Here is a 24,520-nt window from a genome sequence, read left to right as displayed (position 1 = left end):
CCCCCCCCGCACTTCACGCACCGCGCTTGCCGTATCATCCGCACTCATGCTGTTATGCGCCGCGCACGCCCCCGCCGCAGACCTTGCCGCCCTTCCGGAAATACACGTCAAAGAACCGGGGAAACAAACGGCTTCCAACTACACCATCCCCGCCTCATCTGCAGCCACAGGCATCAGGCTGACCCAGCGTGAAACACCGCAATCCCTGTCTGTCGTAACGGCAAAACAAATCGAAGACCAAGGCTTGGACAGCCTGCAGGACGTATTGAAACAAACACCGGGCGTGTTCCACAGCAAAATGGGCAACAACGTCTCCGGCCACAGCCAATTTATTTCGCGCAGTCAGGCGATTGACAGCATTTCCGTGGACGGCGCGCCCAAATTCCTTTACGAGGGTAAAGCCATCCGCCGCAGTACCAACAATCTGGACAGCACGTTGTATGACCAAGTCGTCGTCGTGCGCGGCGCAAGCGGTTTGTCCAACGGCGGTATGGGAGAGCCGGGCGGTACGGTTGCTTTGGAACGTAAAAAACCGACTGCCAAACCTGCCGTCAGCGTCGAAGCCGGTGTCGGTTCGTGGAAGCACTACCGCTTCGTCCTTGATGCCAACCAGCCTTTGAATGCAGACAATACCTTGCGCGGCCGCACTATTTTGGTCAGCGACCACGGCGGCGATTACCTGCCGAACACTTCGCGCCACAATCATACGTTCTACGGCATTCTGTCCTATGACCTCGCCCCTCAGACACAATGGAATATCGGTACGGAAATACACCGTTTCCGCAATAAGGGCAGCTCGCGTTTCAGCTACCTGACGGCAGCAGGCAATAAGACAGACGGTTTCATACCGTTTGAGGCTTCGCCGCGCAGCAATTCCTCGGCAAAATGGGCTTACGGCAAAGACACCAGTGCCGAAGTGTTCACTTCCCTCAGCCATGAATTTGACAACGGCTGGAAACTGACAGGCAATTACAGCTATCTGACAGGTAAAAGCGACATCGTTTCAGGCATTGCCGGTACATACAAAATCAATACCGACTACTCCGCGCTTTTCACTTCAGACCGCGACCGCAGCAAATACCGCGACCAAGATTTCTCCCTGACCTTGGACGGCGACTATCCGGCATTGGGCCGCTCGCATGAATTTAATGCGGGCATCAGCTATCAGGACAACAAAGAAAACCTGTCTTTCTATGAAGAAGGCGAGTCGAAAATTCCTGATTTGCGCCTCTTTAACGGCAACATTGCCAAACCCGATATGCCGTATTCGCGCGATGGTTTTACCGATATGAAAAACCTGTCGGTTTACGGCTCGACCCGTTTCAAACTGACCGACAAGCTGGCATTGATAGGCGGCGGACGTTTTGTAGATTGGCGGTACCGTTACAGCACTGACCGTAACAAATTCGCTTACAGCAGCCACAAACAAAACGTTTTCATTCCTTATTTGGGTGTAACTTATGATCTAGACGACAACCTGACTGCCTATGCGTCCTACACCACCATCTTCCGCCCACAAGTGCGCAACCTGACCAAAGACGGCAAACCGCTCGAACCGCAACGCGGCAAAACCTACGAGACCGGTTTGAAAGCCTCGTGGTTTGAAGGCCGTCTGAATGCTTCCGCGTCTGTGTTTATGAACAAACGCGACCATGTGGGCGTGGTTGAAGGCGAATTCGCGAATGGCGATGAATACTACCGTGCAGTCAACAACACCACGACAAAAGGCGTGGAACTCTCTGTCGGCGGCCGCCTAAGTGATAAATGGCTGCTGAATGCGTCTTATGCACGTTCTAAAATCAAAGACAGCAAAGGGGTTCAACTTCATCCGTCTTATCCGGTTCATCTGTTCAAACTCTTTACCGCGTATGACGTGACCGACCGTTTGAACCTGGGTGCAAACGTCAACTGGCAAAGCCGCAGCCACACGCTGGATGAATACCCTGCAGACATCAACCCTGCCACCGCAGCCGCATTGACCCAACGCCCCTACGCCACGCTGGATTTGACCGCGCATTACAAAATCGGCAAATCCACTCGCATCAGTTTGGACTTTGAAAACGTGTTCAACAAACGCTACCGCACGATGCCCGACATTCACGTTTACGGCACGCCGCGCAGCCTGACCGCAACCGTCAAACATACCTTCTAAACGGATACGGCCTGCCGTCTTAAAAGGCAGGCACCGGAAACCGTTTTAAAGAAAGAAATGCCGTCTGAAACCTTATCGTTTCAGACGGCATTTTATTGCCCGGCCGGTTATTTATCGGTTTGGGTATCCCGTTTCAATCCTCCGCCGAGCGCCTTGTACAAATCGGCAAGGTTTTCGGCGCGGGTCAGTTGTGCCGACAAAGCCGCACCCTCCGCCGCATAGCTGCTGCGTTCCGCATCGAGCAAATCGAGCGCGCCGGATACGCCGTGTTTGTAACGCAGGCCGACCAGACGCAACGCTTCCTTAGAGGCACGGCTTTGTTTGCTTAAAGCGGCATAGGCTTTATCCAGCTGCTCTCGCGCGGTCAATGCGTTTGCTACGTCTTGAAATGCGGATTGGACGGCGGCCTCATAGGCAACGATTTGTGCCTGTCGGCGCAGTTTCGCCGCGTCGAGGTTCGCCTTGTTCGTTCCCCAGGTAAAAATCGGCAGGGTAATGGAAGGCGCAAACGACCAAACGCCGGTGCCGCTTTTGAACAGCCCGCCCAATTCGGCAGAACCCGTACCGACGCTTCCGGTCAGGCGGATGGATGGGAAAAAGGCGGCGCGTGCCGCACCGATATTGGCGTTTGCCTGTTTGAGCGCGTGTTCGGCGGCGCGGATATCGGGACGGTCAAGCAATACTTCGGAACTCAAACCGGCCGGCAGTTTTTCAACAAAAAACTGCTTGTCCAACGGCAAACCGGCGGGCAGGTCGTCGGGTATCGGTTGGTTAATCAAGGTTGCCAAGGCATTGCGCACCTGCTCGCGGCTGCGCGCGGCATGGGCATAATCGGCTTTGGCGGATTCGATTAAGGCTTCCTGCTGACGTAGGGCGACGGCGGAAATTACGCCTGCCTTGTACCGCAATTCGGACAGCTTGTAGGTTGCTTCACGCGTTTTCAAGACACGCTGCGCCAAAGACATCGCTTCTTCGGCATAACGTTCGTTGAAATAGGCTTTGGCAACGGTGGCAATCAGGCTCAAATGTGCCGCATCGCGGTTGGCGACACTGGCAAAATAGCCTTGCAGTGCTGCTTCGCTGCTGCTGCGGACGCGTCCGAACAGGTCGAGTTCGTAAGATGCCGCACCCAGTCCGACATTGTAGCTGCTGCTGACATTGCCGCCGCTCAAGCTGCCTTGACGCGAACCGCCGGCATTGGCGGCAAGCGTGGGCAGGAGGTTGTTGCGTTCAATCATGTATTGTTTGCGGTAGATTTCGCTGTTCAATACGGCTGTACGCAAACTGGTATTGCGCTCGAGTGCGATGTCGATCAGCTTTTGCAGGCGCGGATCGGCAAAATAGTCATGCCAACCCAAATCGACCGCACGGATGCCGCTGTCGGCAGTATCGTTTTTAAACGTTTCCGCAACTTCGACTTTAGGCTGCTCGTATTGGGGAATCATCGTGCAGGCGGATAATGCGAAAGCTGCCGCAACAGAAGTTAAGGTGGTTTTCAATGTAGTATCCATAAAAAAGTCCCGATGCCGTCTGAAGCCCCGGGGCGTTCAGACGGCATTTTGCTTAATATTGTTTATCGTCCGGACCGGTAATGCCCGCCTCGGCAGCGTGTTTTACTGCCATTTCGTGTTCGTGTGCAGTTTCTTTGAAGAATTTGCGCACCACCACATAGAAAAGCGGAACAAGGAACACGGATAAAAGCGTGCCGACCAACATCCCCCAGAATACGGTTGTACCGATGGCGCGCTGGCTGGCAGAACTTGCACCGCCGGCAATATACAGGGGAACCACGCCCAAAATAAAGGCGAACGAGGTCATGATAATCGGACGGAAACGCAGGCGGGCTGCTTCCAAAGCGGCTTCGACCGCGCTTTTCCCTTGCGCTTGAAGGTCTTTGGCAAATTCGATAATCAAAATCGCGTTTTTCGCACTCAAACCCATCACGGTAACGAAACCGACTTGGAAGTAGATGTCGTTGGCAAATGCAGGAATACCACCCAACATCAGCTCGGTCAGGTTGCGCCCTGTTACACCTGCCGCCGCCCCTGCCAAGCCTAAAGGCATCACAAGCAGAACCGCCAGCGGAATAGACCAGCTTTCATAAAGTGCGGCAAGTACCAAGAAGACTGCAACGGCGGCAAGCGCGTAAAGGGCAATGGTTTGCGAACCGCCTTTTACCTCTTCGCGCGACTGTCCGCCCCACTCCAGGCTGTAACCGCCACCCAATTCATCAACCATTTTTTGAACTGCCTCCATGGCCTGACCGGTGGAAACACCTATTGCGGGCGAACCGGACAGATCCATAGCGGGATAACCGTTGAAGCGCACGCTCTGTTCCGTACCGTTTTCCCAAGAAACAGTAGCAATGGTGGAAAGCGGTACGGCAACGCCGGATTTGTTCGGCACAGTCAGATTCAAGATGTCGGCAGGCTGCATACGTGCCGAAGCATCCGCCTGAACCATCACGCGCTGCAAACGGCCTTGGTTCGGGAAGTCGTTGACGTAAGACGAACCCAGCGCATTTGCCAGTGCAGTACGGATGCTGGCAAAAGAAATACCTTGCGCCGCCGCTGCGGCACGGTTGATGTCGATTTTCAACTGCGGCGCATCTTCCAAACCGCCAGCACGGACGGTGCTGGGGTTAAACAAACCGCTGGTACGCATTTTCTGAATCAACTCGTTGCGTTTGGCCAGCAATGCGGCATGACCGGTATTGTTGCGGTCTTGCAGGTTGATGGTCAGGCCCGAACCGTTGCCCAACTCCATAATCGGAGGCGGGACGATGGCGATGCCGAAACCGTCTTTCAGCGTCCCCATCATCATACCCGTCAGCTTGCCAGCAACCGCAACGGCATCGCTGCCGGGGGCGGTACGCTCGTTCCAATCTTTGAGCATGGCAAAACCCATCGCCATATTCTGACCGCTGCCCGAAAAGCTGAAGCCGGAAACGGTAATGATGTTTTCAATTTCAGGAATACTTTTTGCCAACTGCGTTACTTGCGCCAGCGTCGCATCGGTGCGCTCTTTGGTCGCACCCGCAGGCAGTTGCACGCTGACCATGACGAAGCCTTGGTCTTCGGTCGGCAAGAAAGAAGTCGGCAGGCGCGTAAACAGGAATACGCCCACAACCGCCAAACCAACGTAAACAACCATCATGCGCAAAGTCTTGCGCAAGACTTTGGCGACCCAGCCTTCGTAGCCGTGTGTCCAGTTGTCGAATTTTTTGTTGAACCAACCGAAGAAACCTTTTTTCTCTTCGTGATGCCCTTTCGGGATGGTCTTCAACATTGTGGCACACAAAGCAGGTGTGAGTGTCAGCGCAAGGAAGGCGGAGAAGGCTATCGATGCCGCCATCGTCAGGGCAAACTGTTTATAGATATTGCCCGTCGCCCCGCTGAACATAGCCAGTGGAACGAATACAGACATCAAAACAGCAGTAATACCGATGACCGCACCGGAAATCTGACCCATTGCTTTTTTGGTTGCCGCTTTGGGCGGCAGGCCTTCGCCCGCCATAATGCGCTCGACGTTTTCAACCACCACAATCGCGTCATCGACCACAATACCGATGACCAAAACCATCGCAAACATGGTCAGTACGTTAATCGACATGCCCATATAAGAGATGAAGGCGAAACCGCCCAACAGGGAAATCGGTACGACGATGGTCGGAATCAGCGTATAACGGATGTTTTGCAGGAAGAGATACATTACGACAAACACCAGCACCATCGCTTCGATTAAAGTGTGAATCACTTTTTCAATCGAAATTTCGACGAATTTGGAAGTATCGTAAGGGGTTTTCCAGCTCATACCCTGAGGAAAGTATTTTTCCAACGTCGCCATGCGTTCTTTAACCGCCTTTGCCGTCGCCATCGCATTGCCGCTATTGGACAGCATCACCGCCATACCGGTGGTATTTACCCCGTTCAGACGGGTTGAGGAAGAATAGTCTTCCATACCCAATCCGACTTTCGCTACATCCTTCAGGTAAACATTAGAACCATCAGTATTGGCGCGGAGGATGACGTTGCCGAATTCTTCGGCCGTACTCAACTGCCCTTGCGCCGTTACAGTAGCCGTAACCGTCTGTCCGCGCACAGCGGGAAGCGAACCGATGGAACCTGCGGAAATCTGGATATTCTGCGCCGACAGCGCGCTGCCGATATCGGCAAACGACAAATTGTAGTTCTGCAGTTTCTTAGGATCGACCCAAATCCGCATCGCGCGTTGCGCGCCGAACAGGCGTACCTGCCCCACGCCTTCGATACGCTGCAACTCGGGAACGATATTACGCTGCGCGTAGTCGTTCATCTCTTCGGTTGACTGCACATCCGACGACAGCATCACAATCATCAAAAAATTGGAACGCGCTTTGGATACGGTAACGCCGTACTGTTGGACGGTAGCAGGCAACATGCTCAATACTTCGGAAAGCTTGTTTTGCACCTCCACCTGAGCCAAATCTTCGTCGGTTTCAGGCGTAAAGGTCAGGCTCACGCTGCCGCTGCCGCTCGAATCGGCAGAAGTGGTCATATAGTCCAAACCTTCCACGCCGTTCATATTCCGCTCGATAACGGAAAGTACGCTGTCTTCCATCACTTGTGCGGATGCACCCGGATAAGTAGCCCTCAGGGTAATATTCGGTGCGGCAACAGACGGATATTGCGAAACCGGCAGGCTTCTAATGCCGAAAATACCCGCCGCAATGATGAAAATCGAAATAACCCACGCGAAAATGGGGCGGTCGATAAAGAATTTAGCCATCGATGCCTTCCTTATTTCGCTTCAGAAGCAGGTTTGGCTTCAGATGCCGTCTGAACGCCGGCTTGAGGGGCAGAGGCTTGGTTTTCAGACGGCATCCATTCTTTAGGCGTTACCTTTTTCGCCCCCGTCATACCGGCGATACTGATGCCTTCCACAACCACCTTGTCCCCGTCCTTCAGACCCGACGTAACAATCCAATTCGTACCCTGCTGTTGTGCAACCGTTACCTCGCGGGGTTCCATACCGCCTTGGGCGTTCACAATCATCACGGTATCTTTCGCACCGCGCGTTACCGCCTGCTGCGGAACGATGAATGCATTATCCACCGCCACTTGATCCATCAGCACGCGCACATACAGGCCGGGCATCAGGATATTCTGATCGTTCGGCACGGCGGCGCGCAGGGTAATCTGACCGGTCGATTCGTTGACGGTCGGATCGGCAAACAGCAGGCGACCTTTTTCAGGATAAACCGTACCGTCGTCAAATTTGATGCCGACCGCAATCGCACCATCCGCCGCCAGCAGCTTGCCTTCGGCTATCTGGCGGCGCAGTTTCATCACTTCGGATGCAGACTGGGTAACGTTCACATACATCGGATTGGTTTGGCGGATGGTTGCCAGCACGGTCACATCGCCCGCATTCAACAGCGTACCTTCGGAAACTTTGGACTGGCCGATAAAGCCCGAAATCGGCGCGGTAATGCGCGAACGGTTCAGATTGATGCCGGCGGATTTGATTGCCGCCTGTGCCGCTTTGACGCCTGCCTCGGCAGAACGTTTCGCCGTTACCGCAGCATCGTACTCTTGTTTACTGATGGCATCGGCGGAAACCAGCGGTTTGTAACGCGCCAAATCCGCATCCGCTTTGGCAAGCGTTGCCTGTGCCGTTGCCAGTTGCGCGCGCGCGCTTTCCAGACTTGCTTCATAAGTGGAACTGTCGATCTGATACAGCGGCTGTCCGGCACGGACATAACTGCCTTCTTGGAACAGGCGTTTTTGGATAATGCCGCCGACTTGGGCGCGAACATCGGCGGTACGCAGCGATTCCAGACGTCCCGGCAACTCGACGGTCAATGCGACGGTTTGCGGATGGACGGTTACGACACCGACGACGGGTGCGGGTGCTTCCCGACCCGCAGGCTGCCCGCCCTGTGCCGCTTCATCCGCTTTGCCGCAGGATGACAGTGCCAACGCGACAGAGGCAGCCAACGCGGCGGCACGCATCGCCTTAGAAGCATAAAAAACCATTATTTACCCTATCTATATGATTTTATTAAAGGATTTTAGATTTAACAGAAATTCCCGTTTCAAAATGCAAAACCGCCTGCTTCGGCATCCCTGTATTCAAACGGGTTGCAAAGCAGGTGGGTTCGGCACTTCGGCACGGGAAACTGTTTCAATTTCAGGGGCGTTATTATACATACACGATTGCACGGATACAAAGTCTTTTTTATAATCCCAACCGTCAAACCGCGCCGGAACGAAAACGCCATTATGAGAAAAACCAAAACCGAAGCCTTGAAAACCAAAGAACACCTGATGCTTGCTGCCTTGGAAACCTTTTACCGCAAAGGGATTGCGCGCACATCGCTCAACGAAATCGCCCAAGCCGCCGGCGTAACGCGCGGCGCGCTCTATTGGCATTTTAAAAATAAGGAAGACTTGTTCGACGCGCTGTTCCAACGTATCTGCGACGACATCGAAAACTGCATCGTGCAAGATGCCGCAAATGCCGAAGGAGGGTCTTGGACGGTATTCCGCCACACGCTGCTGCACTTTTTCGAGCGGCTGCAAAGCAACGACATCCACTACAAATTCCACAACATCCTGTTTTTAAAATGCGAACACACGGAGCAAAACGCCGCCGTTATCGCCATTGCCCGCAAGCATCAGGCAATCTGGCGCGAAAAAATTACCGCCGTTTTGACCGAAGCGGTGGAAAATCAGGATTTGGCAGACGATTTGGACAAAGAAACGGCGGTCATCTTCATCAAATCGACCTTGGACGGGCTGATTTGGCGTTGGCTCTCTTCCGGTGAAAATTTCGATTTGGGCAAAACCGCCCCACGCATCATCGGGATAATGATGGACAACTTGGAAAACCATCCCGACCTGCGCCGGAAATAATCAAGCCTTGGTAAAAATGCCGTCTGAAAACCTTTTTGCTGTTTTCAGACGGCATTTGTCTTTCTATCCTATTATGCTTCTCCGGTCTCTTCCTTTTTTTCCGCTGCGGCAAGCGTGTCGGCAAGCAGGCGGACGAGGTTTTCAAACAGGGGCTGTTCGAGCGGGTTTTGGCTTGCGTTGCCGAACACGAGGGCGACTTCGGTATAGTCTTTCTGCCCTTTGCTGACTTTGCTACCGTAATAGGCGGTTTGGGCTTTTTTCAGGGCAGCTTCCCAATCTTGTTTTTGGGCAAACGCTTCGGCGGCGGCAAGCGAGGTTTTGGCAAAAAACGGCAGCGGGCGGTTTTGCCCGATATTGAAAAATGCAATCCATTCCGACAATAACTGCAATGCCCTGTCTTGCGCGATTTCCGCCAATACTTCTGTTTCTCCGGATCTGACGATAAAGGTTTGCCGCGTTTCGGCTTCAGACGGCATAACGGCACAAAATATCAGGTGTTCCAGCAGAAAAGCGATACGTTGCGGCGCGTTGGGTTTGCCGTAGGCGTAAAACACTTGTCCGCATTGGTATAAATTGCCCAAGCTGCCTTTCAGGATTTGCCCGTCCGACGGTATGGCATATGAAAACGGTGGCAGTTTGGGGCTGTTTAAAACCGCCGTGTCGATTTGTTTGGCAGCGGTTTGGAAGTCCTGCTGCCAAAGTATGCCCAACTCTCCCGACGGCAGCAGGCTTTCCGCAACGATGCGGGCGGCGGTTTGGGAAAAATCTTGTCCTTCGCGCCGTGCTTCGATGTAGGCTTCGGCGATTTGATCGGCGTGTTGCGGCTCGAAGGGTTCGGCAGGCTCCCAAGCTTCGCCGATATGGGGTTCGCTCCACGCAAGCTGCTGCTGAAGCCATACTTTGACGGGATTGCGCCAGAAGCGGATAAATTCGTCCTGTCCGATTTCGGCAACGGGTTCGGCGTTTTCTACGGATTGGTCGAAAAAGGGTTGTGGCGGTTCGGGCGTTTGTCCGAGCGCGGCGGCGTAGTCGGTACGCGTGCCGAATATGCCGTCTGAACGTCCGCCTTCTTGGAAATATCGGCGCGAGAAGGCTTGCAGCGGATGCTGTTCTATCCAATTTTGTGCAAGTTGGCGGCTACCGATGCCCGCCATAGCGGCAACGGTATCGATGAGTTCGCCCAACAGCGAAGACGGGGCAAGCTCTTCGTCTTTGCGGATGTCGCGCCCGATGTAGGACAAATACAGGATTTCGCGCGCGCTGATGAGAGCTTCAAGGAACAGGTAGCGGTCGTCATCGCGACGGGCTCGGTCGCCTTTGGCGGGATGTTTGGCAATCAGGTCGAATACGGCGGCTTTGGTATTGCGGGGAAAATCTCCGTCGTTCAAACCCAACAGGCAGATGACTTTGAACGGCAAGCTGCGCATCGGCACCATACTGCAAAAAGTGATGCCGCCGCGTAAAAAGCCTGCCTCACTTTCGCTGTCGAGGAAGCGGCGGATGTGACGGATGACGGTTTGTTGCGGCAACTGTCCGACGAACCCAGCCAGAGTACTCTCTTCCTGCCATTTGACCCATTCGTTTTCGAGGTTTTGGACTGCCTTTTGGTCATCGGCTTCGGCTTGGAACAATGTTTCAAGCAAATCCCGGCAACGCGCCACCCATTCGCCGACCGTCGCAGGTTGCCGCCATATCCGTACAATATCCGTCAGGGACTCGATAAAGGCGGCAAAACGTCCGAACATGGCGGTTTGATTCACGTCGGCATACCACGCGCTGACATCCTGCCACATCGGATTGCCGCCTTCGGGCAGCATCCAGCCCAATATCATGCGTTCTACCGCCTGCTTCCAGGTGAACAGCTGATCCGTGCCGCCGCGCATTTCTCCGTCCAAACCCCAGTGAACGTTCAAATCGGCAACCATATCGTGCAAAAGCGGCAAATCGTCCTCGGTCAGTCCAAAACGGCGCAACACGGGTGCGGTTTCTAAAAGCACAAGCACTTTATCGACTTCAAATCGGCTTTCCAACAAGTCGAACAGGCATGACAAAGCATGAAACAGCGGTTGTCGGCGGCTGATTTTCACATCCGAAACGGAATACGGCAATGCCTGCGCACCGGGCTGCGCCTGTCCGAACACGGCTTCGATAAAAGGCGTATAGGATTCGATATTCGGGGTTAATACGGCGATATCATGCGGCTGCCAATCGGGATGTTCATGCAGAATTTTCAACAGTTTGTCTTTGAGTATCTGCAATTCGCGCAAAGGGCTGTGTGCCGATACGATGCGTATCGAGCCGTCGCCCGTGTTGACGCTTCCCGCCGTTTCAGACGGCATTTTCAGATTTTGAATATCGGTTTGCAGGGCGTGCAAAAGCGTATCGAGCCTGCCTTCTTCAAATACCGGCGTTTCTTCTATTTCCATTTCGTTCAAAAAGTCGAAAAAGTCCCGCCCCTGCTTGCCCAATGAGGCAAGAAGCGGATGCCCTGCCTGCGTCAGATCGGGATCGCCGCCGCCTTTGAGGATTTGCGCCGCTTCGATGACGTTGCCCCAATACATCCCGCTCGGATTGAGTGCAAACACGAACACATCGCAATGTTCGGACAGCTTGTGCAAAAGCTGAAGATACATCGGCGCCATCGTGGAAATGCCGAAAACGAAATAACGCTCGGGCAGCTTATCCTTGTCCAACGCGGCAAGCAGTTTTTCCCACAACGCGACACGGTGCGGCGCGCTCTGCCTGCCGTCGTCGAGGTAACGCCACAGTTTGGACTGCCAGATTTCATCGTCGCCCAAACCGAGCCGCCTGCCCTGCTGCCAAGCGTCTATCCACTGCGGACGATACACAAGGTATTGGTCGAATATGTCTGCAAGCTGGCCAGCAAGCTGATAATCTGCCGATTCGCCGCTGCCCAGATAGTCTTGCAGCACATTCCTCACATCTTCAAATTCTGCCGTATTCCGAAATGCCTCGCTGCGGAACAAATCCAGCAGCCGCCAGCGCATGACTTCGGGGGCAAACGGGCTGAGTTCAGGAATACCGGGAATCAGTTTTTTCATCAACTTCCATGTCAAGCCGGCGGGCAGACTGAACGCCAAATTCGCCGCCACGCCCAAATCTCGGGCGAGGCAGGTATTGAGGTAGCGGCGCATCCCCTGACTCTGCACAATAATCTGTTCGGGCTGTAAAACCGATTTCAGCGGTTTGACTTTTTGAATGTGGGCAAACAGTGCCGCCAGAGTTTCAAGACGGTTGGATTGATACAGATAAAACATGATTTCGACAAAAGTTGCGGAAAAGTATTCGGGATTATATAGCCTTTCCCCCACCCGCCTTCAAACAAAATGCCGTCTGAACACTTCAGACGGCATCGGGTCATTTAAACCATCTCCTCAAAACAGGAATCCGCGACAGCAGCAAGGTATCCAACAGCCAAATCACGGCAATGGCAACCAGCGCGGTCGGGAAAAGCAGTGCAATCAGCAGCAGCGGCACAGCCATCGCCCACCAGACGGGCAGCTTGATTTTCTGCGCCGGAGGAACAATGCCCGCCGCGCCGGACGGACGGCGTTTCCACCACATCACGCAGCCGCTGATACCGATAAAAATGACGGCAAGGCAGAACAAGACGTTCGCCAACACGCTCCACCAGCCCAGAGTACCCATATGCAGCGCAATGCTTGCCGCCATAAATTTGCCGAACGGGTTGTAATCGTCAAAACGGATATCGGCAAGGATTTTGCCGCTGTACTGGTCGATATGTACCGTACGGTCGGCAAACGGGCTGATCATATCGTAACTCATAGAGTCTTGCGACAAAGTCCATACGCCGTCCTCGCCTTTGGGCAAATTCAACTGATAACGCCCTTTGAAACCGATTTCCCGCGCAAAACGGTCGACGGTTTCCAATGTCATCGGCTCGCTGGGGTTAATGCCGTTTTCACCCACAGTTGTCCCTGAAACAGGCATAGGCGTAAGCTCCAAAATCCACGGCACTTCCTTAACCTTGCCGTCATTCAATACCTCGCCGTGGGTCGGCACGACTGAAACAGGGTTCGGTTCGACACCCCATTTGCCCGCTGGGAACTGACTCCAAGCCTGCACGAACTTGCCGCCCCAAATACCTGCCCAAGCAATTCCGGACAGACAGAACAACAGCAAAATCAACGATACCCAAGTTCCAAACGCGCCGTGCAGATTCCGCCACCAAGAACGCGCCCTGCCTTTTGGCGGCAGCAGCATCGCCTTGATGCCGCGCCGTTTCACCCACCAAAGGTACAAACCGCTGATTATCATGATAATCGTCAGCGATGCAGCCGTTTCCAGAAGATAATCGCCTGCCGCACCGAGCATCATATCGCTGTGGATTTCATCCATCGTGTGATACCACCCCTGATTGCGCGGCATAGTGTTGACCACTTTTGCCGTATAAGGATCGACCGCAACCATCGTTGCCTTGCCCTCATTGTTGACACGGAACACGGCAACCATATCATCGGCACGCGGTGCAATATATTGGACGACGGACGAAGTCTCCGGATTAACGGCACTGCGTGCCGCTTCCGCCTGAACAGACAGAGGTTGTACCGTTGCCTGCGGCACAACATGAATCCGCTCGCCTTCCTTGCCGGTAATATTGGCAAACAGCAGCATACCCAAACCTGTAACGGCAAGCAGGGTCAGAAAAGGCATAACCAGCAGACCGGCATAAAAATGCCACCGCCAAACGGTCAGATAACGCCGGTTGGTCTGATTGCCGGCTTCAGTCTTGATTTGTGTATCCATTAATCGTCCTTTTGAAATTAGGGCTATTGTGTTGATGCGCGATTATAAACAATAAAGACTAATTCTTTATGACTAAAATCAATATTTTTTACAACATATGAAAAAAGATTCAATTTTGAAGAAACAAACCTATATGCCGTCTGAAAGCATCAAACAATGCTGTCCGACACCCAGTTGCACCATTCTTTAAACCATACAAAAATATCAGTCGGTCTGACCGCTTAAGCATCAAAATCCCCACTTTCAGACGGCATAAATCAAAAACAGGATTTCCGTTCAAAATAAAAAATCCGGATTCGATATAAATCCGGATTCCTGCGTCCGACAAAGTCGGAAAACAACGGTTAGAATTTGCCGCCTGACTGGTTGACCATATAGTCAACCGCAGCTTTGACCTCATCATCGCTCAAATCGCCGCGACCGCCTTTTGCGGGCATCGTATTGAAACCTTCGATTGCGTGTTTGTGCAATGTGTCCTTACCTTTTTTGATGCGGTCGGCCCAATCGGCTTTGGTGCCGACATGGGGAATACCTGGAATCGCATTGCCATGGCAGGCGGCACAAACGGTTTCATAAACCTGTTTGCCGTCCACTTTGGCAGCAGGTGCGGCTTTTTCCTCGACTTTAGGTTCTGCTGCGGCAGGTTTGGCTTCAGAAGCGGCTTGTGCTGCTTCTGCAGGAGCAGAGGCTGCGGGTTCTGCCGCCGGTACGGGAGTCGGTGCAGGCTCGGCTTTTTTCACCGGAGCTTTACCGTCTTTATTGGAAAGACCCCATACATAAGCAGTCATAATATGCAGTTTGTCTTTATCCAAGAAATGTCCCCACGCGGGCATTTGGCTGCTACGGCCGTTGGTAATGGTTTCAATAATAGATTTTTGCGTACCGCCCCACAACCACACGTCATCAGTCAGGTTCGGACCCAAACCTTGGATACCTTGTCCCTTATCGCCGTGGCAAGTGAAACAGTTGGCAGGCGGACCGCTGAATAAGGCTTGTCCGCGTGCGGCACGTTCCTCATCATACTGGCCTTTGGGTTTTGAAAGGGACATCACATAATGCGCAACGTCTTTTACACCTTCCTCACCCAAAGCAGGACCCCATGCAGGCATGGTAGCAACACGGCCTTTTTCAATGGTCTCGTGGATTTTATCGGGATCACCGCCCCACAACCAATCGCTGTCGGTCAGATTCGGAAAACCTTTAGAACCTTTGGCATCAGAGCCGTGGCACTGGATACAGTAGGTATTGAACAGGTTTTGGGCGATTTGCTTGGCCTGTGGGTCTTTTGCCACTTTTTCAATCGGCATATCCGCAAACTTGGCATACAGTTTACCGTATTGCTCATCGGCTTTTTTGACCTCTTTTTCATATTGGTTGTGGCTGGTCCATTTCAGCAGGCCTTTGTAGTCGCCGACACCCGGATACATAACCAGATAACCGATACCGAACAGCCATGTCAAAACATACAGCCAAAACCACCAGCGCGGCAGCGGGTTGTCGTATTCGGCAATACCGTCCCACTCATGGCCTGTAGTTTGTACTTCTTCGCCTTTTTTCGGGCGTTTGACAACATTTTGAGACAACAGCAGCCAAGCCAAAGCGATAAAGCTCAGTAAGACAATAACTGCAATATATATATTCCAGAAGTTACTGGTAAATTGGGATGTTGTGTTCATTGTTTTGCTCCGTTATCACAATATTAACGGTTTTCGCTTTTCTTATCTTGCGCATCTTGGTTTTCATCAAAAATGCTGTTTGCGGCATCATCGTAATTTTTCTTATTCCGCCTGTTGAAGACGATATAGAGTACCAACAGGAAACAGATAAAGATCCATACCGTGAAAAGAGCGCGAATACCGTTAATATCCATGATGTTACCTTACGTTTTTCAAAGCCAGACCCAATCCTTGCAGATAGGCGACTACAGCATCCAGCTCGGATTTGTTTGCCAAAGCCTCAGGTGCTTTCGCAATTTCCTCATCACTGTAAGGAGTACCTACTTTACGCAAAGCCTTCATGTTGGCAACGGTTGCATCGACATCGACCTTATTGCGTGCAAGCCATGGGAATGCCGGCATATTGGACTCAGGCACGACATCACGGGGATTCAGCAGGTGGATACGGTGCCATTCGTCGGAATAGCGGCCGCCTACACGTGCCAAATCAGGACCGGTACGTTTGGAACCCCATTGGAAAGGATGGTCGTAAACCGACTCTCCGGCAACAGAGTAATGACCGTAACGCTCGGTTTCCGCACGGAACGGACGAATCATTTGCGAGTGGCAGTTGTAACAGCCCTCACGGATGTAAATATCGCGTCCGGCAACCTGCAAGGCATTGTAAGGCTTCACGCCCGGAGCCGGCTGTGTTGCCGCCTTGGTAAAGGCCAAGGGCACAACTTCAATCAACAGACCGACACTGACTACAAGCAGCGTGAACACAATCAGAACACCGATTTTTTCTTCAGCCAATTGTTGTAATTTCATTTTGGTAGCCTATCTTTCTTAGTATTTTAGTGGTGCTGTGTTTGGGAAACCGCAGGGATTTCGGCATCGACTGCTTTACCACCGATGGCTGTGCGGTACACGTTGTACGCCATAATGCACATACCACTCAGATACAATAAACCACCTGCAAAACGAATCATGTAGTAAGGCATGGTGCGTTTTACGGATTCGACAAACGAGTAGGTCAGCGTACCGTCATCGTTCAAAGAGCCCCACATCAAACCCTGCATCACACCGGCAATCCACATCGCGGCGATATACAGAACCACGCCGATGGTCGCAATCCAAAAATGCGCCTCTACCAGTTTGGTGCTGTGCATCTGTTCTTTGCCGAACAGACGGGGAATCATGTAATAGACGGAACCGATGGTTACAAAGCCTACCCAACCCAAAGCACCGGCGTGAACGTGTGCAACGGTCCAGTCTGTATAGTGGCTCAATGCGTTGACCGTTTTAATCGACATCATCGGGCCTTCAAAGGTAGACATACCGTAGAAGGACAGGGATACAATCAGGAATTTCAGAATCGGGTCAGTACGCAGTTTGTCCCACGCGCCGGACAAGGTCATGATGCCGTTAATCATACCGCCCCAAGAGGGTGCGAACAGAATCAAAGACAGAACCATACCCAAAGATTGCGTCCAGTCAGGCAGCGCAGTGTAGTGAAGATGGTGCGGACCCGCCCACATATAGGTGAAAATCAACGCCCAAAAGTGAACGACGGACAGGCGGTAGGAGTAAACAGGGCGGCCTGCTTGTTTGGGGACAAAATAGTACATCATACCCAAGAAGCCGGCAGTCAGGAAGAAGCCCACGGCGTTATGCCCGTACCACCATTGAACCATAGCATCAATCGCACCGGAATAGACAGGGTATGACTTCATCAACCCTGCCGGGATGCTGATATTGTTGACGATGTGCAAAAGTGCGACCGCCAAAATAAAACCGCCGTAGAACCAGTTGGCAACGTAAATGTGTTTCACCTTGCGTTTGGCAATCGTACCGAAGAATACGATGGCGTATGCAACCCAAACCAAAGTAATCAGAATGTCGATCGGCCATTCCAGTTCAGCATATTCCTTACCTTGGGTCCAACCCATAGGGAAGCTGACGGCAGCAGCAACGATTACCGCCTGCCAGCCCCAAAAGGTAAATGCCGGCAGCCAGCCGCCGAAAAGACGGGTATTACAAGTACGTTGGACAACGTAGTATGATGTACCGATCAGACCGCAGCCGCCGAATGCGAAAATAACCGCATTGGTATGCAGCGGACGCAGGCGGCCGAAGTGAAACCAAGGACCGATGTCCGATAAATCAAGGGCGGGAGCAAACAGTTGGGCAGCTACGATGACGCCGACCAACATACCCACGATACCCCAAACTACAGTCATGATGGCGAACTGGCGCACCACTTTGTAGTTGTAAGTTTGTGTGTCCATGAGAGTCTCCATGAATTATGGGAATAAAAATTTTTTATCCTGCCCACCTTTGCGACCTCTTAAGGTACAACTTGGGCAAGCGTAATTTTTTCTAAATTTAACATATCTGCCTTATTACGCCAAGCGGAATTACATTCCCACCGCCGGAGTGCCTATTTCTTAATTTGTTTTTTTATTATATATAAATCATATTGTTAAAATAAATTATAACCCGTTTGACATTGCTTTGTTTTTCAAGCCCCTTTTTTTATAACACTTTATTGATGTAGATTAAGCTGCATTTTAAAGACATTTTATCAATAATATTTAACGATATATTTAATAGCCATGATTAATTATAAAATTACCCCCTCCCCTCTAGACCATGAATGGCACATCCTACTGACATTCACACAAGATGATGATTTTCCTATAGAAATAAGCCTGCCAAACTGGGTTCCGGGCAGCTATCTGATTCGGGATTTTTCCTGCCACATCACTTCTATCCATGCATCCTGCAACGGCACGTCCATGCCGCTCGAACAAATTGCAAAAAACCGCTGGCATGCCGCCGCCGTACGCGGAGAGTGGCAAATCCGCTACACCGTATATGCATTCGATTTGTCGGTTCGAGGTTCTTTCCTGACGACAGAACGCGGTTTTTTTGACGGATCGTGCCTGTTTTTGAAAGTCGAAGGAACGGAAACGCTGCCGCACCGCTTGGAATTGACGGGCATTCCACCCGAATGGCGTATTGCCACAACGCTGCCGGAAACAGGGAGGCTTGTCTTTCAGACGGCATCTTATGCCGAATTGATTGACCGACCTGTCGAGATGGGCTTGATTGAATTTTTAGATTTTGAGGCGGCAGGCATTCCGCACACGATTGCCTTAAGCGGCATATATCCCGATTTCGACCGCGACAGGCTGGTTTCGGACATCAAAGAAATCTGCGAAACAGAACTGGCAGTGTTTTCTTCCCCTGCCCCGTTTCAAAAATATTTGTTCCTGCTCCACGTCGGCGACCATATTTACGGCGGTTTGGAACACGCCGACAGCACCGCCCTGCTCGCCGACCGCCACAGCCTTCCGCCGTACGGTATGACCGATGCCGACGATGCCTACACCACATTGCTCGGACTTTTCTCCCACGAATATTTTCACGCGTGGAACGTCAAATCCATCAAACCTGCCGCGTTCGTCCCTTATGACCTCGACAAAGAAAACTATACCGAACAACTATGGGCATTCGAAGGCATTACATCCTATTACGACGATTTGTTTTTGGCACGCAGCCGCACCATCTCGCCCGAATCTTATTTAAACCTGCTGGCACAAGGCATTACGCGCGTACAACAAACCCGCGGCCGTTTGAGGCAGACCTTGGCGGAATCGAGTTTTACCGCGTGGAACAAATTTTACAAACCGGATGAAAACAGTCCGAACGCCATCGTCAGCTACTACCAGAAAGGCGCGCTTGCCGCATTGTGCCTTGATTTGCTGATACGGAACAAAAGCGGCGGCAGACATTCTCTCGATACGGTAATGGACAAACTCTATCGGGAGTGGGCGGATACGCGCGCGGGCATTCCGGAAAAACACTGGCAAATCCGCTGTCAGGAAATTACCGGCTTGGATTTGGAAGATTTTTTCCAAAAAGCGTTATACAGCACCGAAGATTTGCCGCTTGCCGAATGCCTGGCAACCGCAGGCGTGGGACTGACCTTCCTGCCTCTTCCCCGACAACACGGCGGCGGATATGCGGAACACATCTGCCCCGTTTCGCCGGCAGGCGATTTCGGCGCACGCTTCAAACAAAACGCCGACCACATCGTCCTGACCTATGTCTTCAACGGCGGCAGCGCGGAATCTGCGGCACTGTGTCCGCAAGACAAAATCATTGCGTTAGACGGTTATGCCTGCACCGACTTTGCCGCACAATGGGCCCGATACCCCGTCGGGGCAAAAATCAATATCCACTTCTTCCGTGTCGGCATATTGCGTCAAACCGTCTTGACGGTTCAGGCAGCGACGGCGGATACTGCCATCCTACATATCACAGACCGGAACCTGTTGGAAAACTGGTTGTTCGGTTAAACTTTCAGACGGCATTGCACACAAAATGCCGTCTGAAAAACAACCGCAAAGCAAAGGAAATAAAATGGCGATTCTAAAACTTGACGAACATCTCTACATCTCCCCACAACTGACTAAAGCCGATGCGGAACAAATCGCGCAACTGGGCATCAAAACCGTCATCTGCAACCGCCCCGACCGCGAAGAAGAATCGCAGCCCGACTTCGCCCAAATCAAACAGTGGTTGGAACAAGCAGGCGTTACCGGATTCCATCACCAACCCGTTACCGCCCGCGACATCCAAAAACACGATGTCGAAACCTTCCGCCAACTCATCGGACAAGCCGAATCTCCCGTCCTTGCCTATTGCCGGACCGGTACGCGCTGCTCCCTGCTGTGGGGCTTCCGCCGGGCGGCAGAAGGTATGCCGGTTGACGAAATCATCCGCCGCGCCCAAGCGGCAGGCGTAAATTTGGAAAACTTCAGAACCCGTTTGGAAGACGCAGCGGTCAAACCATAAAACCGACCGATACAAAAATGCCGTCTGAAAGACTTTCAGACGGCATTCGTTCAAACGTCGAACCTTATTGCGCCTTGGTTTCGGTTACAAAACCGATTTTGGTAATCCCTGCCTGACGGGCGGCCTCCAACGCTTTGTTTACATAATCGTATTCTACCGCCTTGTCTGCCGCAATGGCCACAATCACGTTTTCATTCTGCTCCTTGGCGGCTTTCAGACGGCTTTCCACTTCCCCGATTTCCACTTTGCTTGCAGAATCTCCGCCGACATAATAACCACCGTTTGCATCAATCGTCAGGCGCAAGGGATCTTTAGGCTGTTTGTCCTGCTTGTTTGCCTGCTCGGACGCGGTCGGCAATTCCAAAGGAATGGAATGCGTCAGTACCGGCATGGTAATCATAAATACAATCAGCAAAACCAGCATCACGTCCACCAACGGCGTAACGTTGATATCGGACATCGGCGAGTCATCGCCGGAATTCATCGAACCGAATGCCATTTCATTAATCCTTTTGGTTCAACAGGCGGACATGCAAATCATGCGCCATCGCATCCAAATCCTGAGTCAGCGTCTTCGCACCGCGGTTGAGGAAGTTGTACGCCAACACGGCAGGAATCGCCACGAACAGACCCGCCGCAGTAGAAACCAATGCCTCGCCGATCGGACCGGCAACCGCCGCAATACTCATCTGTCCGCTTTGTCCTATATTGATCAGGGCATGGTAAATCCCCCAAACCGTACCAAACAGGCCGATAAACGGTGCGGTCGCACCGATGGAGGCAAGCGCGGTCATACCATAATCAAAGCGACGCATAATCTGAGCCATACTGTTGCGGATTTGAATGACCAAATACTCATTCAACGGCAGTGCCTGAGCCAATTTGGAAGCTTCATTTTGACGGTAGTTGCGGTACGACTGCAATGCCTCTTGCACCAGTTTGGACAGGGGAGCGTCAACGGCACGCACTTTTTCAAGCGCATCGTTCAAAGACAAAGTATTGCTCATATGCTGCTTAACAACCGTATTGCCTTTGCGAGCCTGATACAGCTTAATGCTGCGTAAGACAATCAGACACCATGTTACGATACTCATCAGCAACATCAACACAAACACACCGATCAGGACGACATCGCCTGATTCAAACACTAATTTCAAATCCATAATGATTCCAAAACTGATAAAAACAAATCAAAAATCCAAGCTGCCGCAAACTGCCGCGACAACAGCCTAATTCAATTCAAATTTAACGGGGACTTTAAACTCCGTCCAGGCATTGGCTTGAAAATGCCCGTTTTGCGCCGCCTTGCGTGCTGCATTGTCCAAACGGGAAAAACCGCTGCTTTTCACCACCTTGACGGACTCGACATGACCGCCCGGAGATACCATCACACTCAGGACAACCGTACCCTGTTCATCGTTTTCCATAGAAAGCGTAGGATAAGGCGGTCGCGGAATACTGCCGTTGGCACGCAGGGGATTGCCTTTACTGCTGCCGGCACCTGTTCCGCCGCCGCTGCCGCCGGTTCCTTCCCCATGCTCGCCTTTGGCTCCGCCGCTACCTTTACCGCTGCCTTCTCCGCGTCCCGTTCCGTCACCTTTGGTACCGGTTCCCTTACCTTCTCCCCCGCCGTTCTCGCTGCCGGCTTTGGCGGAAGTATTGCCGAGATGTTCGGCAGGTTTTTCAGACGGCTTCTCTACCGTTTTCTCAACCGGTTTGGGAGTCGGCTTCACTTCCGGCTTAGGCTCTGGTTTCGGTTTTTCTTCGGGTTTCGGCTTTTCCTTGGGCTGCTGAATATCTGCATCCGCCTTTTTTGTAACCACCGGCTTCAAAACCGGTTTGGGCGGCTCGACAGGTTTGGGCTGCTCAGGCTCGGGTTGCGGTTCGGGCGCGGCAGGCGCGCCTGCGCCTTCGGGTGCGCCGTCCCCTCCGCCAAAGTCGCCCAAATCGACAAATTCAATGACATTTCCTGACTCTATCACGGGCAGCTTGTGCGCCTGCCAGAGCGATGCCACCATTGCCAAATGCAGCAGTGCGACGGAAAACACGACTGCGGGGGTTAAAATTCGTTCTTTATCCATAATTCGGGCATAATAATAGCAACAATTCCTATTTGCAACCTATTTTTATCATTCGCCTTTATATGAATACTGTAGTTTTGGTTTTGCTCTTTGCCGGCGGATTTAAAGCCGAAACCGGCTTCGACGGGCAGCAGGGTGGCGCCAAAAATTATCTGCGTTAAAGTTCATTTTCATAGTAAGGTGTTAAAAAAATATTCTCCTCTTCCCAAGGAGAAGATACGCCATTTTGATTCATAAATATTTCATAATTATAAAAATCTTTATCATAATCTCCATATGTAATTTTCATTCCTTTTAACCACATGGCATCACATTCGTCACATAGAATAATTTCTTTCAAAATGTATTTTGATTTAAAAATATACAATATTCCTTGGTTGCAGCGCGGACATATTTTTGGATTCATAATGTATCTCTAATCTATTTTATTACAGGTTTTATATTCACAAAATCCATATTGAAACAATATATTATGATAAATTCTCAGATGCCTGCGGACAAATGGAGCGGCTCTGCCTGTTTTCCCGTTCCAACAAAATCGGGTTAAATGATATATTGCCGCCTTTATCCGGCAGCCGGTTGCGGCTGTGTATCAACCTTTATAAAGGAAAATTATGTTTCGGAACTTTGACTTGGGCGTGTTCCTGCTTGCCGTCCTGCCCGTACTGCTTGCCATTACTGTCAGGGAGGTGGTACGCGGCTATACGGCGCGCTACTGGGGAGACAACACTGCCGAACAATACGGCAGGCTGACACTGAACCCCCTGCCCCATATCGATCCGGTCGGCACAATCATCGTGCCGCTGCTTACTTTGATGTTCACACCGTTTCTATTTGGTTGGGCGCGTCCGATTCCCATCGATTCGCGCAACTTCCGCAATCCGCGCCTTGCCTGGCGTTGCGTTGCCGCGTCCGGCCTGCTGTCGAATCTGGCGATGGCGGTTCTGTGGGGCGTGGTTTTGGTGCTGACTCCGTATGTCGGCGGGGCGTATCAGATGCCGCTGGCTCAAATGGCAAACTACGGTATTCTGATCAATGCGATTCTGTTCGCGCTCAATATCATCCCCATCCTGCCTTCGGACGGCGGCATTTTTATCGATACCTTCCTGCCGGCGAAATATTCGCAAGCGTTCCGCAAAATCGAACCCTATGGGACGTGGATTATCCTGCTGCTGATGCTGACGGGCGTATTGGGTGCGTTTATTGCACAGATTGTGCGGCTGGTGATTGCGTTTGTGCAGATGTTCGTCTGACTGGTTTTCAGACGGCATAAACGTTCCAAAAAACGCGGCAGGACATATTGCCCTGCCGCGTTTTCCTGTTTTACAACGCCCTGTCAAAATAAAGCGGCACGCCTGATTTTTCACTCATCGTCATCAAATAACCCATCACCTTTTGGGGCCATTCGATGCCGCGCACCACGGTCAGATTCCTCAAAACGGGGAAAACCAAAATATCCTCCATGCCGATTCCGCCGTTGATGCCGTCTGAAGTACCGTCCATCAAATTCTCCAACTCTTGCAAATCTGCGTTTATCCGTTCGAGGTATTGGGCGGTTTTATTCAAATTGGCGGAAAAGCTGCCGATGCTTTTCTCTTTTTTGTCTGTAAAATATTTAACCGCTTCGGCAGTAGCGAACTCGGGCAGACCGATTTTAACAGTACGCGGCTGAACCAGTTTATTGTTGTAACTGCCGACTTTGTCCAGCCATGCCTGTATCTCGGGGCGGACTTCGTCTTTCAGACGGCCTTCGCGGTCGAAATGCCGCACAATGTCCAAACTCTCGCCCATAAACGAACCGTCCTCTTTTTGCAGGATGGGCACTTGTTTCGCGCCAATCATACCGATCGGCGTTGCCTCATCGTCGTTTGCCAGCACGGCTTCTTCAACGTCAGCACCAAACAGCCCGGCAGCCATCCGCGCACGCACGCAAAATGGGCAATGGTCGTAAATATACAGTTTCATCAAAATATTCCTCGTCAACCTGTCGGTACCGGCTACCTTAACACCCCGCGCCGCCCGAAACAAGTTTATCTTCCCGCCTATGCACCGCAAATAAATAAGCTGTTACAATAAACTCGT

Annotated in this window: 19 protein-coding genes; 5 read left to right on the top strand and 14 right to left on the bottom strand. The window is 51.9% G+C overall.

What is annotated here, in order from left to right; all coding sequences use genetic code 11:
• The first annotated feature begins 46 nt into the window (after nt 1-46).
• Nucleotides 47-2,152, top strand: coding sequence for a TonB-dependent siderophore receptor (locus Q9J32_RS06680; protein ID WP_439652389.1), 2,106 nt, complete (start codon nt 47-49; stop codon nt 2,150-2,152).
• A 107-nt stretch (nt 2,153-2,259) separates the two neighbouring features.
• Here the strand turns inward: Q9J32_RS06680 and mtrE are convergent, their stop codons facing one another.
• Genes mtrE through mtrC form a run of 3 tightly spaced genes read right to left on the bottom strand, consistent with a single transcriptional unit; the run spans nt 2,260 to nt 8,169 of the window.
• Nucleotides 2,260-3,663, bottom strand: a complete 1,404-nt coding sequence (gene mtrE, locus Q9J32_RS06675) for a multidrug efflux transporter outer membrane subunit MtrE (protein ID WP_304675378.1) — start codon at nt 3,661-3,663, stop codon at nt 2,260-2,262.
• A gap of 52 nt (nt 3,664-3,715) precedes the next feature.
• Nucleotides 3,716-6,919 carry a multidrug efflux RND transporter permease subunit MtrD gene (gene mtrD, locus Q9J32_RS06670; RefSeq protein ID WP_304675377.1) on the bottom strand — a complete coding sequence of 1,068 codons (3,204 nt, stop codon included), beginning with the start codon at nt 6,917-6,919 and terminating at the stop codon, nt 3,716-3,718.
• Nucleotides 6,920-6,930: 11 nt separating this feature from the next.
• Entirely contained in the window at nt 6,931-8,169 is a 1,239-nt protein-coding gene (mtrC, locus tag Q9J32_RS06665) for a multidrug efflux RND transporter periplasmic adaptor subunit MtrC (protein ID WP_304666378.1), read from the bottom strand.
• 246 nt (nt 8,170-8,415) lie between these two features.
• On the opposite strand from mtrC, the gene mtrR reads away from it, so the two are divergent.
• Nucleotides 8,416-9,048 carry a multidrug efflux system transcriptional repressor MtrR gene (mtrR, locus tag Q9J32_RS06660; protein WP_304666379.1) on the top strand — a complete coding sequence of 211 codons (633 nt, stop codon included), beginning with the start codon at nt 8,416-8,418 and terminating at the stop codon, nt 9,046-9,048.
• Nucleotides 9,049-9,119: 71 nt separating this feature from the next.
• Here mtrR and recC read toward each other — a convergent pair whose 3' ends face one another.
• From recC to ccoN, 6 genes are all read right to left on the bottom strand, one after another.
• The gene (recC, locus tag Q9J32_RS06655) at nt 9,120-12,326 is read right to left on the bottom strand and encodes an exodeoxyribonuclease V subunit gamma (RefSeq protein WP_301883197.1); all 3,207 of its coding nucleotides are present in this window, start codon (nt 12,324-12,326) and stop codon (nt 9,120-9,122) included.
• A gap of 100 nt (nt 12,327-12,426) precedes the next feature.
• A complete protein-coding gene (locus Q9J32_RS06650; RefSeq protein WP_301883199.1) occupies nt 12,427-13,836 on the bottom strand; it encodes a PepSY-associated TM helix domain-containing protein in 1,410 nt (469 codons plus the stop codon).
• 344 nt (nt 13,837-14,180) lie between these two features.
• On the bottom strand, nt 14,181-15,512 hold the full coding sequence (gene ccoP, locus Q9J32_RS06645) for a cytochrome-c oxidase, cbb3-type subunit III (RefSeq protein ID WP_301883200.1): 1,332 nt from the start codon (nt 15,510-15,512) through the stop codon (nt 14,181-14,183).
• Between the two features lie 23 nt (nt 15,513-15,535).
• Nucleotides 15,536-15,706 (bottom strand): CcoQ/FixQ family Cbb3-type cytochrome c oxidase assembly chaperone, encoded by a 171-nt coding sequence (locus Q9J32_RS06640; RefSeq protein ID WP_003752303.1) that lies wholly within the window; start codon nt 15,704-15,706, stop codon nt 15,536-15,538.
• Between the two features lie 4 nt (nt 15,707-15,710).
• Nucleotides 15,711-16,322 (bottom strand): cytochrome-c oxidase, cbb3-type subunit II, encoded by a 612-nt coding sequence (gene ccoO / locus Q9J32_RS06635; protein ID WP_002212596.1) that lies wholly within the window; start codon nt 16,320-16,322, stop codon nt 15,711-15,713.
• 26 nt (nt 16,323-16,348) lie between these two features.
• A complete protein-coding gene (gene ccoN, locus Q9J32_RS06630; protein WP_301883201.1) occupies nt 16,349-17,782 on the bottom strand; it encodes a cytochrome-c oxidase, cbb3-type subunit I in 1,434 nt (477 codons plus the stop codon).
• Nucleotides 17,783-18,109: 327 nt separating this feature from the next.
• On the opposite strand from ccoN, the gene Q9J32_RS06625 reads away from it, so the two are divergent.
• Together Q9J32_RS06625 and Q9J32_RS06620 are read left to right on the top strand one after the other, a co-directional pair.
• Nucleotides 18,110-19,858 carry a M61 family metallopeptidase gene (locus Q9J32_RS06625; RefSeq protein WP_301883202.1) on the top strand — a complete coding sequence of 583 codons (1,749 nt, stop codon included), beginning with the start codon at nt 18,110-18,112 and terminating at the stop codon, nt 19,856-19,858.
• 64 nt (nt 19,859-19,922) lie between these two features.
• Nucleotides 19,923-20,357, top strand: a complete 435-nt coding sequence (locus Q9J32_RS06620; protein WP_301883299.1) for a TIGR01244 family sulfur transferase — start codon at nt 19,923-19,925, stop codon at nt 20,355-20,357.
• 64 nt (nt 20,358-20,421) lie between these two features.
• Here Q9J32_RS06620 and Q9J32_RS06615 read toward each other — a convergent pair whose 3' ends face one another.
• The 4 genes from Q9J32_RS06615 to Q9J32_RS06600 all read right to left on the bottom strand — a co-directional run bounded on the left by Q9J32_RS06615 (nt 20,422) and on the right by Q9J32_RS06600 (nt 22,844).
• Nucleotides 20,422-20,856 (bottom strand): ExbD/TolR family protein, encoded by a 435-nt coding sequence (locus Q9J32_RS06615; RefSeq protein WP_003706998.1) that lies wholly within the window; start codon nt 20,854-20,856, stop codon nt 20,422-20,424.
• A gap of 4 nt (nt 20,857-20,860) precedes the next feature.
• Complete coding sequence (locus Q9J32_RS06610) at nt 20,861-21,520, bottom strand: MotA/TolQ/ExbB proton channel family protein (RefSeq protein WP_025457567.1); 660 nt, start codon at nt 21,518-21,520, stop codon at nt 20,861-20,863.
• 66 nt (nt 21,521-21,586) lie between these two features.
• Nucleotides 21,587-22,438, bottom strand: coding sequence for an energy transducer TonB (locus Q9J32_RS06605; RefSeq protein ID WP_301883205.1), 852 nt, complete (start codon nt 22,436-22,438; stop codon nt 21,587-21,589).
• Between the two features lie 157 nt (nt 22,439-22,595).
• On the bottom strand, nt 22,596-22,844 hold the full coding sequence (locus tag Q9J32_RS06600; RefSeq protein ID WP_003680115.1) for a hypothetical protein: 249 nt from the start codon (nt 22,842-22,844) through the stop codon (nt 22,596-22,598).
• A 208-nt stretch (nt 22,845-23,052) separates the two neighbouring features.
• Between Q9J32_RS06600 and Q9J32_RS06595 the strand changes: the two genes are divergently transcribed.
• Nucleotides 23,053-23,691: a site-2 protease family protein gene (locus tag Q9J32_RS06595; protein WP_003752285.1), complete on the top strand. Its 639-nt coding sequence runs from the start codon at nt 23,053-23,055 to the stop codon at nt 23,689-23,691.
• 70 nt (nt 23,692-23,761) lie between these two features.
• Here the strand turns inward: Q9J32_RS06595 and Q9J32_RS06590 are convergent, their stop codons facing one another.
• The gene (locus Q9J32_RS06590; RefSeq protein WP_025456789.1) at nt 23,762-24,403 is read right to left on the bottom strand and encodes a GrxB family glutaredoxin; all 642 of its coding nucleotides are present in this window, start codon (nt 24,401-24,403) and stop codon (nt 23,762-23,764) included.
• Nucleotides 24,404-24,520 lie beyond the last annotated feature (117 nt).

The organism is Neisseria uirgultaei, from assembly GCF_962719845.1.
Classification (GTDB): domain Bacteria; phylum Pseudomonadota; class Gammaproteobacteria; order Burkholderiales; family Neisseriaceae; genus Neisseria; species Neisseria bergeri.
This window is presented reverse-complemented; position numbering and strand designations above follow the sequence as displayed.

What these genes read in the sequence shown, in the direction of transcription:
- Q9J32_RS06680 (WP_439652389.1), top strand. Translation starts at nt 47, where the DNA reads ATGCTGTTATGCGCCGCGCACGCCCCCGCCGCAGACCTTGCCGCCCTT.
- mtrD (WP_304675377.1), bottom strand. Translation starts at nt 6,919, where the DNA reads ATGGCTAAATTCTTTATCGACCGCCCCATTTTCGCGTGGGTTATTTCG.
- ccoN (WP_301883201.1), bottom strand. Translation starts at nt 17,782, where the DNA reads ATGGACACACAAACTTACAACTACAAAGTGGTGCGCCAGTTCGCCATC.
- ccoO (WP_002212596.1), bottom strand. Translation starts at nt 16,322, where the DNA reads ATGAAATTACAACAATTGGCTGAAGAAAAAATCGGTGTTCTGATTGTG.
- mtrC (WP_304666378.1), bottom strand. Translation starts at nt 8,169, where the DNA reads ATGGTTTTTTATGCTTCTAAGGCGATGCGTGCCGCCGCGTTGGCTGCC.
- Q9J32_RS06640 (WP_003752303.1), bottom strand. Translation starts at nt 15,706, where the DNA reads ATGGATATTAACGGTATTCGCGCTCTTTTCACGGTATGGATCTTTATC.
- Q9J32_RS06595 (WP_003752285.1), top strand. Translation starts at nt 23,053, where the DNA reads ATGTTTCGGAACTTTGACTTGGGCGTGTTCCTGCTTGCCGTCCTGCCC.
- Q9J32_RS06650 (WP_301883199.1), bottom strand. Translation starts at nt 13,836, where the DNA reads ATGGATACACAAATCAAGACTGAAGCCGGCAATCAGACCAACCGGCGT.
- recC (WP_301883197.1), bottom strand. Translation starts at nt 12,326, where the DNA reads ATGTTTTATCTGTATCAATCCAACCGTCTTGAAACTCTGGCGGCACTG.
- Q9J32_RS06615 (WP_003706998.1), bottom strand. Translation starts at nt 20,856, where the DNA reads ATGGCATTCGGTTCGATGAATTCCGGCGATGACTCGCCGATGTCCGAT.
- Q9J32_RS06590 (WP_025456789.1), bottom strand. Translation starts at nt 24,403, where the DNA reads ATGAAACTGTATATTTACGACCATTGCCCATTTTGCGTGCGTGCGCGG.
- Q9J32_RS06610 (WP_025457567.1), bottom strand. Translation starts at nt 21,520, where the DNA reads ATGGATTTGAAATTAGTGTTTGAATCAGGCGATGTCGTCCTGATCGGT.
- Q9J32_RS06605 (WP_301883205.1), bottom strand. Translation starts at nt 22,438, where the DNA reads ATGGATAAAGAACGAATTTTAACCCCCGCAGTCGTGTTTTCCGTCGCA.
- ccoP (WP_301883200.1), bottom strand. Translation starts at nt 15,512, where the DNA reads ATGAACACAACATCCCAATTTACCAGTAACTTCTGGAATATATATATT.
- Q9J32_RS06620 (WP_301883299.1), top strand. Translation starts at nt 19,923, where the DNA reads ATGGCGATTCTAAAACTTGACGAACATCTCTACATCTCCCCACAACTG.
- mtrE (WP_304675378.1), bottom strand. Translation starts at nt 3,663, where the DNA reads ATGGATACTACATTGAAAACCACCTTAACTTCTGTTGCGGCAGCTTTC.
- Q9J32_RS06600 (WP_003680115.1), bottom strand. Translation starts at nt 22,844, where the DNA reads ATGAATCCAAAAATATGTCCGCGCTGCAACCAAGGAATATTGTATATT.
- mtrR (WP_304666379.1), top strand. Translation starts at nt 8,416, where the DNA reads ATGAGAAAAACCAAAACCGAAGCCTTGAAAACCAAAGAACACCTGATG.
- Q9J32_RS06625 (WP_301883202.1), top strand. Translation starts at nt 18,110, where the DNA reads ATGATTAATTATAAAATTACCCCCTCCCCTCTAGACCATGAATGGCAC.